The organism is Pseudactinotalea terrae (assembly GCF_009733845.1).
In the GTDB taxonomy this organism is placed as follows: Bacteria; Actinomycetota; Actinomycetes; order Actinomycetales; family Beutenbergiaceae; genus Pseudactinotalea; species Pseudactinotalea terrae.
The window spans coordinates 676,368-690,777 of sequence record NZ_WNXZ01000002.1 but is presented as its reverse complement, the minus strand read 5'-3'; the positions used below and the strand labels follow the sequence as shown (position 1 = coordinate 690,777).

14 protein-coding genes are annotated in these 14,410 nt (G+C 71.0%); 5 read left to right on the top strand and 9 right to left on the bottom strand.

From position 1 onward, the window contains the following. Positions 1–2: 2 nt before the first annotated feature. The 3 genes from rsgA to GPA03_RS10650 all read left to right on the top strand — a co-directional run bounded on the left by rsgA (position 3) and on the right by GPA03_RS10650 (position 2,802). Positions 3–1,022 carry a ribosome small subunit-dependent GTPase A gene (gene rsgA, locus GPA03_RS10660; protein ID WP_156251944.1) on the top strand — a complete coding sequence of 340 codons (1,020 nt, stop codon included), beginning with the start codon at positions 3–5 and terminating at the stop codon, positions 1,020–1,022. Between the two features lie 73 nt (positions 1,023–1,095). Then, positions 1,096–2,289 carry a carboxylate-amine ligase gene (locus tag GPA03_RS10655; RefSeq protein ID WP_162458337.1) on the top strand — a complete coding sequence of 398 codons (1,194 nt, stop codon included), beginning with the start codon at positions 1,096–1,098 and terminating at the stop codon, positions 2,287–2,289. A gap of 24 nt (positions 2,290–2,313) precedes the next feature. Next, the gene (locus GPA03_RS10650; protein ID WP_194239512.1) at positions 2,314–2,802 is read left to right on the top strand and encodes a nucleoside deaminase; all 489 of its coding nucleotides are present in this window, start codon (positions 2,314–2,316) and stop codon (positions 2,800–2,802) included. A 31-nt stretch (positions 2,803–2,833) separates the two neighbouring features. Here the strand turns inward: GPA03_RS10650 and GPA03_RS10645 are convergent, their stop codons facing one another. Next, complete coding sequence (locus tag GPA03_RS10645) at positions 2,834–3,634, bottom strand: helix-turn-helix domain-containing protein (protein ID WP_241681230.1); 801 nt, start codon at positions 3,632–3,634, stop codon at positions 2,834–2,836. A 62-nt stretch (positions 3,635–3,696) separates the two neighbouring features. On the opposite strand from GPA03_RS10645, the gene GPA03_RS10640 reads away from it, so the two are divergent. Further along, a complete protein-coding gene (locus GPA03_RS10640; protein WP_156251943.1) occupies positions 3,697–4,275 on the top strand; it encodes a maleylpyruvate isomerase family mycothiol-dependent enzyme in 579 nt (192 codons plus the stop codon). A gap of 9 nt (positions 4,276–4,284) precedes the next feature. Then, complete coding sequence (locus GPA03_RS10635; RefSeq protein WP_156251942.1) at positions 4,285–5,088, top strand: LLM class flavin-dependent oxidoreductase; 804 nt, start codon at positions 4,285–4,287, stop codon at positions 5,086–5,088. Positions 5,089–5,091: 3 nt separating this feature from the next. On the opposite strand, the gene GPA03_RS10630 is transcribed toward GPA03_RS10635, so the two are convergent. The 8 genes from GPA03_RS10630 to GPA03_RS10595 form a co-directional block, all read right to left on the bottom strand. After that, complete coding sequence (locus GPA03_RS10630) at positions 5,092–6,096, bottom strand: aldose 1-epimerase (protein WP_162458336.1); 1,005 nt, start codon at positions 6,094–6,096, stop codon at positions 5,092–5,094. Between the two features lie 14 nt (positions 6,097–6,110). Continuing rightward, on the bottom strand, positions 6,111–7,226 hold the full coding sequence (locus tag GPA03_RS10625) for a winged helix DNA-binding domain-containing protein (protein WP_162458335.1): 1,116 nt from the start codon (positions 7,224–7,226) through the stop codon (positions 6,111–6,113). 112 nt (positions 7,227–7,338) lie between these two features. Beyond that, a complete protein-coding gene (locus tag GPA03_RS10620; protein WP_156251939.1) occupies positions 7,339–9,474 on the bottom strand; it encodes a glucosidase family protein in 2,136 nt (711 codons plus the stop codon). After that, positions 9,471–10,433: an acetylxylan esterase gene (locus GPA03_RS10615; RefSeq protein ID WP_156251938.1), complete on the bottom strand. Its 963-nt coding sequence runs from the start codon at positions 10,431–10,433 to the stop codon at positions 9,471–9,473. The genes GPA03_RS10620 and GPA03_RS10615 overlap by 4 nt, the downstream gene beginning before the upstream one ends. Positions 10,434–10,440: 7 nt before the next feature. After that, positions 10,441–11,706 carry an enolase C-terminal domain-like protein gene (locus GPA03_RS10610; RefSeq protein ID WP_156251937.1) on the bottom strand — a complete coding sequence of 422 codons (1,266 nt, stop codon included), beginning with the start codon at positions 11,704–11,706 and terminating at the stop codon, positions 10,441–10,443. 14 nt (positions 11,707–11,720) lie between these two features. Next, entirely contained in the window at positions 11,721–12,512 is a 792-nt protein-coding gene (locus tag GPA03_RS10605) for an SDR family NAD(P)-dependent oxidoreductase (protein WP_156251936.1), read from the bottom strand. Positions 12,513–12,550: 38 nt separating this feature from the next. Further along, a complete protein-coding gene (locus tag GPA03_RS10600; RefSeq protein WP_206673509.1) occupies positions 12,551–13,417 on the bottom strand; it encodes a carbohydrate ABC transporter permease in 867 nt (288 codons plus the stop codon). Further along, complete coding sequence (locus tag GPA03_RS10595; RefSeq protein WP_156251935.1) at positions 13,417–14,328, bottom strand: carbohydrate ABC transporter permease; 912 nt, start codon at positions 14,326–14,328, stop codon at positions 13,417–13,419. The genes GPA03_RS10600 and GPA03_RS10595 overlap by 1 nt, the downstream gene beginning before the upstream one ends. Between the last annotated feature and the right edge of the window lie 82 nt (positions 14,329–14,410).

Here is a 14,410-nt window from a genome sequence, read left to right as displayed (position 1 = left end):
CCATGGCCGGAAGCCTGCGACGCGACGCCGAGGACGACGTCCGGGTGCGCCCGAACCGGCGCGGGAGCAGGCCGCGCACCAAGCAGCGTCCCGAGCACGCGAACGCCCGCCCCGGGATGGTCCTCGTGGTCGATCGTGGCCGTTACGACGTCCTGCTCGACGACGGCCCACGGGTCCGCGCGATGAAGGCACGCGAGCTGGGGCGTGCCTCGATCGTGGTGGGTGACCAGGTCGACGTGGTCGGTGACGTCTCGGGAGCGGCGGACACGCTCGCACGAGTGGTGCGCGTGCACGAGCGGACCACGACGCTGCGGCGCTCCGCCGACGACACCGATGACGCGGTCGAGCGGGTGCTGGTCGCCAACGCCGACCAGCTGGTCGTGGTGACGGCGCTCGCCGATCCTGAGCCGCGGCCACGGATGGTCGACCGCTGCCTCGCGGCCGCGTTCGACGCCCGCATGGACGCGCTGCTGTGCCTGACGAAGGCAGACCTCGCTGACCCCGCACCGTTCGCGGCGCAGTACGCGGCGCTCGACGTGCCCGCGCTGGCCACGGTCATCCACGGCCAGGACATCGACGGGCTGGACGCTCTCCGCGAGGCGCTCACCGGCCGGGTGTCGGTGCTCATCGGGCACTCGGGGGTGGGCAAGTCGACGCTGGTCAACGCACTGGTACCGGAGGCGCTTCGCGAGATCGGCGTCGTCAACGAGGTGACCGGGCGGGGGCGGCACACCTCCTCCTCGGCGGTGGCGCTGGCGCTGCCGGGCGGCGGCTGGGTGATCGACACCCCGGGCGTGCGCGGCTTCGGGCTGGCGCACATCCAGCCGGACGACCTGATCCGCGCGTTCGCCGACCTCGACGCGGTCGCCGAGCAGTGCCCGCGCGGCTGCTCGCATACCGCGGACGCACCGGACTGCGCGCTCGACGCGTGGGTGGCCTCGGGTGCCGCGGGTGCGGCCGGTGAGGCGCGGTTGTCCAGCTTCCGGCGGTTGCTCACCAGCCGTGAGGGCAACGAGACCTAGACATCCGCAGCCGGTTCGGGAGGAATTTCCGGGGCGTGATCCCGCTGACGCGTTCATGGTCGACACTTAGCAGGTGCGTACCCTTGGTCTCGAGGAAGAGTTTCTGATCGTCGATCCCGACAACGGCAGTCCCCTGCCGCTGGCCGCAGACCTGCTGCGCCTCGAGGACCCCGGCCGGGTGGACCTCTCTGCGCACCCGACGGTCACTCTCGAGATGCACCAGGAACAGCTCGAGGTCATCACGCAACCGCACAGCAGCCTGAGCGGACTCGCCGCCGAGGTGCTGGCGGGCCGAGCCTTCGCCGATTCGCTGGCCCGCAGAGCGGGCGCGAGGATCGCTGCGCTCGCCACGTCCCCGATCGCGGTCAGTCCCCATGCCACCAGCAACGACCGTTACGGCGTGCTGCTGGAACGTTTCGCGTTGACAGCACGCGAACAACTGACCTGCGGATGCCACGTTCATGTGTCAGTCGACTCGGACGAGGAAGGAGTCGCGGTCCTGGACCGCATCAGGTCGTGGCTGGCGCCGCTCATCGCGTTGAGCGCGAACTCCCCGTTCTGGAACGGCACGGACAGCGGCTACGCCAGCTTCCGCACTCAGGCCTGGAACCGGTGGTCCACCGCCGGGCCCTCGGAGGTCTTCGGCTCGGCGCAGGCCTACCAGACGCTGATGTCGGACCTGTCGGGCACCGGGGTGGTCATCAACCCGGACTTTGACGCGCGCATCTCCGCCCGCCACCCCACCGTGGAGATCCGGGTGTCCGACGTGTGCCTCGATCCCCGCGACACCGTCATGATCGCCGCCCTGGTGCGGGCACTGGTGGAGACGGCTGCCCGGGAATGGGAGGCCGGGCAGGCACCGGACATGGTTCCAGCCATGATCCTGCGCCAGGGGACCTTCATGGCCAGCAGGTGGGGCATCCACGGCCACCTGCTCCACCCGCTGACGCACCGGCCGGACACCGCAGGGCGTGTCATCTCCGCGCTCTACGACCATGTCCGGGATGCCCTGGAGGAGGCGGGGGACGCGGCCTACGTCTGGGAGTCCCTGCAGAGGATCCTCGGTTCCGGAACCGGGGCCACTCGGCAGCGGCAGGCCTACGAACGCAGTGCCCGGCTGGCCGATGTCGTCATCGACGCCATCGGCGTCACCCACGAGGAACCCACCGATCGCCTACCACCCGGGGACGGTCTCGTCGCGGTCCCCGCTCTCCCGCGCGCGGGAGAACCGGCGCGCGAGGACGAGCTCGGCCTGCTGACTGCGTAGGCTCATCGGCGACCAGGAGAACGCATGGACAGCGGAATCACCGATGAGGACCGGCGCCACCTCGCGCGCTGCGTCGAGCTCGCCGAGGAGGCGCTCGCCGACGGCGACGGTCCGTTCGGATCGGTGCTCGTCGACGGCGAGGGCAACGCGCTCGCGGAAGGTCGCAACCGGGAGGTCAGCGGCGGCGACGCGACGCGGCATCCCGAGATCGAGCTCGCGCAGTGGGCGGCGCGGAACCTGACTCCAGAGCAGCGCGCCGCCGCCACCCTGTACACCTCCGGCGAGCACTGCGCGATGTGCGCGGCCGCGCACGGCTGGGTCGGTATCGGCCGGCTGGTGTTCGTGATGTCCACGCCGCAGCTGGTCGAGCTGCGGGCCGAGCTCGGGCTGCCGGCAGGGCCGGTCGCGCCGCTCCGGGCGCAGGAGGTCGCGCCACAGGTCACGGTGCTGGGTCCCGAGCCGAGCCTCGTCGAGGCCGTGGCTGACCTGCACCGGCGGTCCGTGGGGGCCTGAGGACCTCGCGACGCGGCAGTGCGTGCGCTGCTCAGCGCGCCGCGAACCGAGCAGCGAACTGACCCGGCGTCATCCCGGTCACCTTGCGCCAGTCACGATTGAAGTGCGCCTGGTCGGCATAGCCGAGGTCGAGCGCCACCCGTGAGAGGTCGACGTCCTGCTGTCGCAACCGCTCTGCTGCCTCGTGCAGCCGCCGGCGTTGCACGAGCCAGCGCGGCGTGAGCCCGAGCCAGCGGCCGGTGAGCCGCTGCAGCGAGCGCTCCGTGGTGGCGAACGCCTCCACGAGCCCCGCGACCCGCACCAGGTCCGGCTTGCCCTCGACGTAGGCGACGACGTCGTTCACACGCTCCGCCTCCGCACTGATCGGCAGCAGCGGCGCGAGCGCCTCCTCGATCAGCGCCGCCGCCGCGCGCTGCCGTTCGGCATCAGCCGGGTCGGGCGCAAGGGTTGTGCGCACCCGGGCGACGAGCGCATCCCCGCCCGGGAGCACATCCGGCAGCGCCACGTAGGTGTCGCGGAACCTGTGCATCGGTTCGCCGGTCAGCAGGTGCCCGGTCGCGGGCTGCAGCATCACCCCGCAGGCCCACCCCGTGCCCTCGAGCTCGGTCCGCGAGAGGCCGGTCGCGATGCCGTAGAAGCGCGCGTAGCGGTCGGAGATGACGATCAGCGCGCACGGGTACTGCAGCACCTGCTGGGCACGGACACCACCGCCGGGCACCGACCAGACCGGGATCCAGTAGCGCCGCACGAGCGCGGACATGGTGGGCGTGGGCGCGAACCGCGCGATCCGGTAGGAGTCGTCGGCAGGGTCGACCAGGTGCGCGCGCTCCACGTCGCTCAACCTGTCGGGTTTCGACAAGACCGTGACCACCTCTCGTTCCTACTGTCGTGAGCATGACCACGACAGAACACACGCACAAGTCCGAAGACCTCAGCGCGCAGTACCGCGCCCTGGCCGACCGCATCACCAGCCTGCTGGAGGGCACCGACATCCGGATGCTGCGCCGCTCCAGCCCCTGCGAGGGCTGGGACGGCACCGACGTGCTCGAGCACCTCGTCACCACGCAGCGCGACTTCCTGAGCAGCCACGTCACGATGCCCGGGCTGAGCGCCACCGAGCCGCTCGAGCAGTGGCACGAGCACGTCTCCCAGGTGGAAGCACTCCTGGCCGAGGGCACCGCAGACACCGAGTTCGACGGCTACTTCGGACCCACCACCATCGGTGCCACCCTGGCGCGCTTCTACGGTTTCGACATGATCGTGCACCGCTGGGACATCGGTCAGGCAGTCGGCGTCGACGTCCCCTGGGACGAGGCCGAGCTCGAGCAGGTCGAGACGAGCATCGCCGGCTTCGGCGACCACCTCTACGCCGAGGGCATCTGCAACGACCCGCTCGAGGTCGCCGACGGCGCCACCAAGCAGGAGCGGCTGCTCGCGCTCCTGGGCCGGCGCCCTGTCGGTGGCCTCGCATAGCCTGAGGGCATGACGACGATCGGACTCATCTTTCCCCCTGACCAGCCCCCGGAACGGCTTCGTCAGGTCGCGCTCGCGACCGAGGCTGCCGGTATCGAGGAGCTGTGGCTCTGGGAGGACTGCTTCAAGGAGAGCGGGATGGCGCCCGCGGGTGCGGTGCTCGCCTGGACCGAGAGGCTCCGGGTCGGCATCGGCCTGTTCCCGGTGCCGCTGCGCAACGTCGCCCTGACGGCGATGGAGATCGCCACGCTCGCTCGGCTCTTCCCGGGGCGGCTGCTGCCCGGCATCGGGCACGGCGTGCTGGACTGGATGGGGCAGGTGGGCGCCCGCGCCGCCTCGCCGCTGACGCTGCTGCGCGAGTACGGGACGGCGTTGCGGCGGCTGCTCGACGGCGAGAACGTCACCGTGGAGGGCCGGTACGTCACGCTCCGCGACGTGCAGCTGAGCTGGCCGCCCGAGCAGGTGCCGTTGCTCGTGGGCGCCGTCGGACCCAAGACGATGGCGCTGGCCGGTGAGATCGGTGACGGGCTCATCCTCACCGGTGACAACGGCGGCGAGCAGGCGCGCGAGGCGATCGCGGTCGCACTCGAGGCGCGGCAGGCGGCCGGTGTCGAGAGTGATCTCGACATCGTGTCGTTCCTCGACGTGCCGGTCACGATCGGGGTCGACGAGCTGACCAAGCGCATCGAGGAACGCATCGCGATCGGCGCGACTCGCGTCAGCGTCTGCGGGATCTCGGAGGCTGGCCCACCCGACGGCAGCGAGCGCATCCTCGACCTCGTCGACGTCGTCGCTCAGGTCACCGCTGGCTGAACCTCACGGCTGCTCGGTGCTGAGCCCGACCGTCACCGTACGGGTCTGCCCACCTGCGAGCAGCAGCGGCGTGCCGCCCTTCTCCTTGGCGACGGCGAGGCCCTGCCCCGGGTAGGTCGTGCCGGGCTCGATCGCGCACACGTACGCGAGCTGCCACCAGGGGTGCCCGGGGGTGTCGTTCAGCTCCTGCCACAGCCACGCGCTCGGGTACACGCTGGTGTCCCACTCCAGGCGCGCGGCAAGCCCGATCTCGTCGTTGACCAGGCGAGCCCAGCCCGTCTCGAAGTCCGACAGGTAGACCAGCCGGTGCGTCGGGAAGTCCGGCACCGTCGAGAGGTCGACGGCGGAGCCGTCCTGAGCGGGTGCGTGCGGCCAGGATGCCTTCTCCCCCGCTGCGAGATCGCCGTCGGTGAGGGTGTCGTCGGTCTCGGTGACGCGGGCACCGGTCTCGATGCGGGTGCCGGCCGCGACCAGCGGCGCGCCGAACGAGGGGTGCTGCGACCACATCACCTCGATCGCCATCGGTGAGTGGTTGGTGAGGGTCTCGGTCACCGCGAGCGCGCTCCCGCTCAGCTCGAGCCGCCGGTGCAGGCTCAAGGGCGCACGGATCAGCCGCACCTCGAGCTCGGCCCACGCGCGTTCGCCGTCGACGCCGCTGCCCAGCACGGTCCAGGGCAGCAGCGCGGCCTCGCCGTGGAACCCCCAGGTGTGGTCAGTGGTTCCGCCAGGGGCTGGTGTCGCGGCACCGCCGTTGGGCAGCAGCACGTTCCAGCCGCCGGGGAACCGCTCGCCCCACTCGGTCTCGGTCGCCGCACTGAACGGGCCGCTGCTGCGCGGCGGGATGCCCCACGGCACCCGCCACAGCACGTCCACCTCGGTGCGGGCGTCGACGAACGAGACGATGTCGCAACCGAGCTCCGGGATCAGCTGCACCCGTGCGCCGTCGGTCACCAGCTCCAGCGCCGGCCATCCGCCATCGACCGTGATCTCGCGAACCTCTGTGCTCACTGCTGCTCCTTCGCTCATGCGTGCGGTCCTACGGACACCCGGCCGACCGTCAGCTCGGTCCGAGCCTGCAGGATCTCACCCACCCGCGCCACCTCGTCTTCCAGGGCGAGCCGCTGCCGGTCGGTCAGCGTCGCCAGCGGCTCGACGCGAACCGCGATCCTCGATCCCGACCGCTTGCCGTGCCACACGCCGCCCACCACACCGTCCACGAGGAGCACCGGGTAGTTCCCTGCCTGGCTGCCCGCCAGCGCGCGGTCCCACGCCCGCCCCGGGAACAGCTCCTCCCGGGGCTGCGCCGCGACCACGTAGGCGTCGAAGTACGGCAGCAGCAGGATCTCGGGGATGCTCTCGACGGCGGAGCCCGGCGGGCTCGTCGGCTCATCCGGGGCGGACCTCGCCCAGGCTCCGGCCGCCCAGCTCTCGGAGGTGGCGAGCCACCGGGCGAGGTGGCGCGGTTCCGAGGGTCCGTAGGCGGCGGCATAGCTCTCGACCAGCCACGGCACCGCAACCGCCGCCGGGGCGGGCGCGAAGCCGGGCAGCCACCGCGCGGGCGAGGTGTAGGTCGCGGAGCGGCCACGCGGCCGCCCGAAGCACAGCGCGCCGCGATGGGCGGCCACCGTGATCGCCTGCCGCCACCGCGGCCAGAGGGTCTGGAACGCGGGCATGGTCCGCTCGGACGCCCACGGCCCCAGGCGCGCGGCGATCTCGGCATCCAGCTCGGGCAGTGTCAGCTCGGCGTCGGCCAGCGCCTCGCCGACCGCAGCCACGACCTCATCGACCTGATCATCCTCGAGACGGACGCCGTCGGCGTGACGGGGCGTCCCGCCGTCGAGCGCCGACAGCGCACCCGACCACAGGTGCAGGTCGGCGGATGGCAGCAGGTGCACCGTGCCCCGCGGGCCATAGGTGCGCACGAGGTCACGCCGCTGCCACAGCGCCTCCTGCACGTCCGCGCGGGTGACGCCCTCGAGGCGACGCGCGACCGAGTGCTCGGCCGCCTGCTGCACCTGCGCGTGCGCGCCGCACATCGCGCGCACCGCGTCCACGATCGCCTCCGGCCCACCCAGCGGGGCGCACAGGCCCTGGTGCGCCATCCGCCGTCGGGCGATGCTGATCGGTTCCTCAGCCATCTCCACCATCCTGCCGTGCGGCTGCCCGGGGAGCTCCAGACCCCGGGCGTCGCGCGTCCACGGCCGGCCGATCTGAGCCACCCGGCCCAGAGGTAGCTGTGGTCACCGTGGCTCAACCGGCAGTGCGATCGTGCACTCCCTCGGCGTCGATGTCGTACACCCGGTCACCGACCCGCAGCCCGACCAGCCGAGCTCCGGGGTCGACGGCGTCCAGGCACCCGCCGGAGGTGATCGTCCCGTCGAGGGCGACCTCCACCCCGAACACCCCGGAGACCACAAGCTCGCTGAACGAGCCGGCGGAGGAGCAGCTCCAGTCGAGCAGGTAGGGCCACTGCGGCGGCGACTTGCGCGCACCGCCCTCGATCGGCTCGACGACCTCCTCCACGAAGTGGCCCTGCCCGGGCGGGCCCTGCTTCGCCGTCCGCGCCAGCCCCGGGATCCACCTCGCCACGACATCGGCGCCACCGAGCGCGATCGCCGCTCGCGCGGAGTCCGGCGGCCAGGCCGGGTAGGCACCGTTCCACTGGTGGTCGGCACGCAGCGAGTAGCCGGCGTCGGCGTCGAGGGGCGAGAGGGCCCGCATCCAAGACGGTGTGCGCAGCTCGGTGTCGAAGAACCTCACCATCTCGGCGCGGACTTCCTCGGGGAGGTCCTCGGCGATCGTGGTGCCCACGGTCGCGAAGTCGTAGCAGTGCCGGGTGGGCTCGAGCGTTCCGTCGGGCTGCCGGGTGTGGAAGAAGCCCGCGCCAGGGATGTAGAGCTCCTGCACGAGCCGGACGACCTCGTCGGCCTCGGCGCGGAGCGACTCCGCCTCGGCAGCCTCTCCTCCCTCGAGCTCCACGAGCTCGGCTGTCACCCGCATGCACCACGCGTTCGCCGCGTTGAGTGCGGCGATCTCGTGCGTGTAACTGGAGACGCACTCGAGCAGGTTGTCGATGCCGCCGTAGTCGGCCAGCCCACTGGGCTTGCGCAGCCGGTGCCAGGCTCGCGCCCACGACCGCACGTGGTCGCCGAGCCGCCGCTCGTTGCCCTCGGCGTCGCGGAACAGCTCGTCGAGGAACGCCCGGTCCTGGGTGAGGGCCACGTAGTCACGCACCAGCCGCGTCATCGCGTAGTGGTTGACCGAGTACCAGTAGCCCACGGGCTTCCCGGTGAGCCACTCGGTGCCGAAGTGCGAGTCGATGTCGAGGCTCACCCAGTGCGCGATCTGCTTGCGCATCTGCGCAGGATCCATCAGCGCGTGGGTCTGCGAGGACAGTGAGTAGTCCCAGATGAACGTGGTGGTCGCCCAGTACCGCGGCATCAGCGTGTCGTAGGTGCGCCCCAGCACCGATGCGGGGTTCTCGCGCATGAACCACAGCGTGCCCATCGCACCCCAGTGATAGAGCGTGCGAAGGTCGTCGTTGCTGGTCTCGATCTGCGGCACCGCACCGGACAGGTCGCCGCCCTGCGGGTCGAAGAGCCCGGCCAGCCGGCGGTCCCACGCAGCCTCCGACGCCGCCACAGCGGCGTCCACGTCAGCAGCGATGCGCTCGACGGCGCTGCTGGCCTCCTCGGTGGTGCTGGCGATCGCGTGCGTGTAGCCCAGCTCGACCGAGCCCCCGGCGGCCACGTCGACCTCGACCTCGACCACCCGAGGGCCGCCGTCGAGCACGGTCGCCCCGGCGGGCGGTACGAGCCGCTGCACGCTCGCGGCGGGCTCGTCGCCCTCTCGGAGCTGGATCCCGAACGAGGACCGGCTGACCTCGGAGTCTGCGATCGGGGTGCCGGTGACCGTGAGTCCGTCGCGGACCAGCTCGTTCGGAGCCTGCGGCAGCTCGGCGCTGGCCCAGCGCGCCCGGCGCGTCACGGTCGAGGCCAGCCACAGCCCGAAGCGCAGCGTGCGGGCCTCGCCGGTGTTGGTCACGACGACCTTGACGGCGACCGCGGGCTCCCCCGGCGGGCAGACCGTGGTGGTGGCGATGCGCCACCCGTCGATCTCGGTGCTGCGCTCGACCCGGTCCGGGCGCCAGACCACCTCGACGGGCCGGCCGTAAGAACGCGCGAGCCGGCCGCCGAGGTAGAGCTGGCCGGTGATCGTGTCGCCCTGGGCGACCGGTGGCACGTTGAGGCTGCGGATCGCGACGACATCGTGGTCGACCTGCGCGGTCGCCCAGTGGTTCGTCAGCCCGGGCGGGTTGATCATGTCGTCGAACCGGTCGACGATCCGCGCCGAGGTGAAGTCTGCGCAGGTCGGGACGGAAGTCATTCTTCTCCTCGTAGGTGGTGGTCGAGCCAGTCGGCCAACCGGGCGTCGTCGTGAGCGCCGCCGGCCTCGTGGCCGTTGTGGGGCCACACCGCCACCTCGGGCGGCGTGGTCATCGCATTGATGGCGGCGTAGATGCCCGAGGGCGGGCAGATCAGGTCTCCGAGCCCCACCGAGACCATCGTCGGGCAGGTGATCCAGCTGGTCAGGTGCGCGACGTCGACATGGTCGAGCACAGCAAGAGTCTGCTCACCGCGGTCTCGGTAGGTCGCGAGATACATGGCGAGCTCGCCGTACGGGCCCTCGGTCGTGATCGCGACCGCGCGGGAGATGGCGCACAGGAACGGCGCCCGCGCGAACGCCGCGGCCACACGGGGGTGGAGCGCGGCGGCGGCGAGCGACATCGCTCCGCCCTGGCTGTGCCCGACGACGGCGATCGGCTGGGCCGCGCCACCCGGCAGGTGCTCGACGGCGTCGACCGCGCGTACCGCATCGGTGAGCAGGCGGCGGTAGTAGAGGTTCGCGGGGGACTCGACGCCACGGGTCAGCATGCCCGGCGCCGATGGCCCGGCGCCGTGCGGGTCTGGTGTGGCTCCGGTGTTCCAGATCGAGCCCTGCCCACGGGTATCGACGACGAGGTAGGCGTAGCCGTGCGTGGCCCACAGGACCCGCTCGTGCGGCAGCCCACGGCCGCCGCCGTACCCGAGGAACTCGATGACCACGCCCTGCGGGTCCGGCGGCAGCAGCCACCAGCCCCGGACCGGGTCGCCGTCGAACCCGGGGAAGGCGACGTCATGAACGGTCAGCGTCCGCATCGGGTGATCGAGCCGTTCGGCGGTGACCGCGCCGCCGGCGGCGCGCGAGCTCGCGAGGGTCTCGTCCCAGAACTCGCGCAGACCGGCCGGTGCCTGGCGTGGGTGCCGGTAGGTGCGGAGCTGCTCGAGGGGGAGGTCGATCAGCATCGGCGCTCTACTTCTCCCAGTGCGTGTAGGCCTCCTCGAGCGCGGGCGGGATGCCGGCGATCGCGGGGTCGGCGTAGGAGGTGTTCGGAAGCATCGGGTACCAGCCGGGCCTGCCCGGATCGCGGTCGTAGGGATAGCCGCCGAGGCGCTGGAAGCGTTCGGCCGCCTCGCCGACGGCGTCTCGGTCGAGCGTGACGCCCAGGCCCGGTCCCTCGGGCACGGTCATCCGACCGTCGGCGTAGGGCACGAGCCCGCCCTCCACGACGTCGTGGCGCAGGTGGTGATAGTGCGCGTCGGCCGCGTAGACCAGATTCGGCACGACGGCACCGAGATGCCTCATCGTGGCCAGCTGGATGCCGAGCTCACCCGAGGAGTGCACGGCGACGCCGAGCGAGAACGCCTCGCAGATCCCCGCCGCCCGCACGCAGGGGCGGATGCCGCCCCAGAAGGTCGTGTCGAGGAGGATCACGTCGACGGCGGGGTCCCGCACGTTGGCCGCGAGCTGCTCGGGGTTGACCACCACGGTGTTCGTGGCGAGCGGGATCGAGGTGTTCTCCCGGACCTGGCGCATCCCGGTCAGCGAGTACACCGGGTCCTCGAGGTAGTCGTTGTTGAGGTCGGCGATGTTCTCCGCGAACCAGATCGACTCCCCCACGCTGAGCACGCCGTTCGGGTCGTAGCGGACCTTGTCGTCGGGCAGTGCCTGCGCGAGCGCGCGGAAGCACTCGAGCTCGTACGCCGGCGGGAACACGCCACCCTTCAGCTTGTGGACCCGGAAGCCGTGCTCGGCCTTGAGCCGAAGGGCCTCCTCGACCAGCTGGTCAGGCGTGCGGATCTCGCCGCTGCCGTCCGGCCCGGGGTACCGGAAGAACAGGTAGCTGGCGAACTCGACCTCGTCGCGGACCCGGCCGCCGAGCAGATCCGTGACGCTCAGCCCCGAGTGCTGGCCGACCAGGTCGAGGCACGCGAACTCCACCGCGGCGAGCAGCTGGGTGCGGTTGTTGTAGAGGCTGGCTGTCGGGTTCGCGATCATCCAGCGCAGCGCCTCGACGCGCGCAGGATCGTGACCCGCCAGGTAGGGCAGCAAGGCGCGCACACCGGCCTCGGCGCTCTCGCCACCGCCACCCAGCTCACCGAGACCGACGAGGCCGTTGTCGGCCTCGATCTCCACGATCGTCCGCACGAACCTGCCCCAGTGCGCACCGTTGGAGTGCCGCAGCGGCGCCTCCAGCGGCACCGTCACCGTCGTCGCCCTGATGTCGACGATCGTCATTCCCGAACCCACTGCTACTCCTTCTCATCCGGCAGCACGACAGCGTTGCCGGAGGTCAGTCCGCCGTCGACCTTGATGTCCGCACCGGTGACGAACGAGGCACGCGCCGAGAGCAGGAACTCGACGACCTCGGCCACCTCCGAGGGCTGCGCGACGCGGCCGAGCGGGTGCGACCTGCCCCACTCGGCGACCGTGGCGTCGACGTTCTCGGCGCCTGCGAACTCGGCCGCAGCCCAGCGCAGCATCGGGGTGTCGACCGAGCCCGGGCAGACGGCGTTGACGCGGATGTTCTCGTGCGCGTGGTCCACGGACATCGCGCGCACCATCGAGTTGAGTGCGCCCTTCGTGGCCGCGTAGGCAGCGACACCGTGCTGCGCCATGTAGGCCTGCACGGAGGAGACCACCACGATCGAGCCGCCGCCGTTCGCACGCATCATCGGCACCGCGTGGTGCGCCGCGAGGAAGACACCGCGGACATTGATGGCGAAGGTGCGGTCGAACGTCTCGAGGGCGTCAGCCGCGTCGACGGTCCCGTAGCTCTGGATCCCGGCGGCACAGACCAGACCGCCCAGCACTCCGCCGTCGCCAGCCACCTGCGCGAAGGCAGTAGCCACCGACTCGGGGTCGCCCAGGTCGGCGACGAGCGGGATCGCGTCGGGAAGGTCCGCGACCAGCGTCGTCAGTGCATCGGCGTCCCGGTCGAGCGCGTACACGCGCGCCCCGGTCGCGGCCACCCGGCGTGCCGAAGCCTCACCGATACCCGCAGCAGCGCCCGTGACCAGCACGGGCCCCAGCTTCGTGGACATGCCCTCTCACCACTCTCTCGATCTCAACCGGGAACCGCTCAGAACTGGCCGAGCGACAGCCCGCGCGTGAAGGCGCGCTGGGTCGCGAGGAACAGCACGACCGTCGGTAGCGACACCAGCAGCCCACCCGCCAGCACGGTGGACATCGCTGATCCGCCGTACGTGCTCTGCAGCGCCGACAGCGCTGCGATCACGGGGCGCACCGTTTCCGACTGCGACAGCGTGAGCCCCAGCAGCAGGTCGTTCCAGATGAAGGTCGCCTGCAGGATGAAGATCGCCACCAGCGCCGGCGCGGACATCGGCAGGTAGATCCGCCAGAAGATCCGCCACGCCGAGGCACCGTCCATCACGGCCGCTTCGAACACCTGGTGGGCGATCCCGCTGAAGAAGTTGCGCATCACGAACGCCGAGAACGGCACGGCGATCACCGTGTAGACGAGGATCATGCCGACGCGGGAGTTGTACAGACCGGTCTGCGCGTAGCCGATGAACAGTGGCATGAGGATCATCTGCAGCGGGAAGATCGTGCTGGCGAAGATCAGCACGAACCAGAAGAAGCCGTTTCGTAGCCGCAGGGCAACGATGGAGAAGCCGGCACCCGCACCGATGATGACGGCGAGCGCCGGTCCGGTGATCGCGTAAAGCGCCGTCGAGAGAGTCCCCAGCGAGAGGCGGCCACGCCCCCAGGCGTCGGCCATGTTGCTGACCATCCCGCCGAGGTCGCCGAACTGCCAGATCGAGTACTCGCCGAAGACCTCGGGGCGCTTGGAGGCGTTCGCCAGGAGCAGGTACACCGGCACGAGCCAGACCAGGCCCATCAGGCCCAGCAGCAGCTGGCGCAGCAGCACGCTCACGCTGAAGGCGCGCCGGCGTGCCGGCGGCCGGGTCGTCGAGATCGTGGTCATCACACGCTCCGTTCCGGTGCGAGCTGGCGGCGCAGGTACAGCACCGAGGCGAGCACGGTCACCACTGTCAGGAACACCGCGACCGCAGCTCCGAGGCCGTAGTCGTTGGTGATGAAGGTTTCCTTGTACATCGTCAGGGCGAGGGTCTCGGAGACGCCGCCGGGACCGCCCTTGGTCATGCCCCAGACGATGTCGAACGTCTTCAACGACCCGACGATGCTCAGCCCGACCACCACCGTGGTGAGCGGTGTCAACATCGGCCAGGTCATGGTGCGGAACATCGTGAAGCCGGACGCGCCGTCGACCTTCGCGGCCTCGATCGGCTCCTTCGGGATCGACTGCAGCCCGATGCCGAACAGCAGTGCGTTGACGCCCGCGCCCTGCCAGCTGGAGGCGACGATCATCACGAACGTGTTCAGCGGCGCATCCAGAAGCCACCGCGGCGCATCGGCACCGAAGAGCTCCACGATCTGGCTGAGCGCGCCGTCGGTCTGCAGCACGAACGACCAGATGACACCGACCGCCACGCCGGAGAGCGCGTAGGGGATGAGGAACGGCAGCCGGAACAACGTCGCACCGGGAAGGTTGTGGCTCAGCACCGCGATGAACAACCCGAGCCCCACGGGAAGCACGATCGTCCCGGCCACCCAGTACAGCGTGTTGAGGAGCGAGTTGAGCAGCCCGGGGTCGGAGAACATCCGGACGTAGTTGTCCAGCCCCACCCACTGCGGGTCGCCGAGGCCGTTGTACTTCGTGAACGAGATGTACGTCGTGTACAGGAACGGGAGATACAGCACGACGCCGGCGAGCAGCACCGCAGGTGCCACGAATCCGATCGACGGCAGCGCGAACGTGTTGCGCCGCTTGCTCGTGGGCAGCATCTCAGCGCGCCGGGCGGCCGGTGCGGTCATGGCTCTCCTTGCGGGAGTCGTGATGGAGGGTGGATGGGGTGGGTGGGCCGGGTGCACGTTCGACCCACCCACCCCGGTCTAG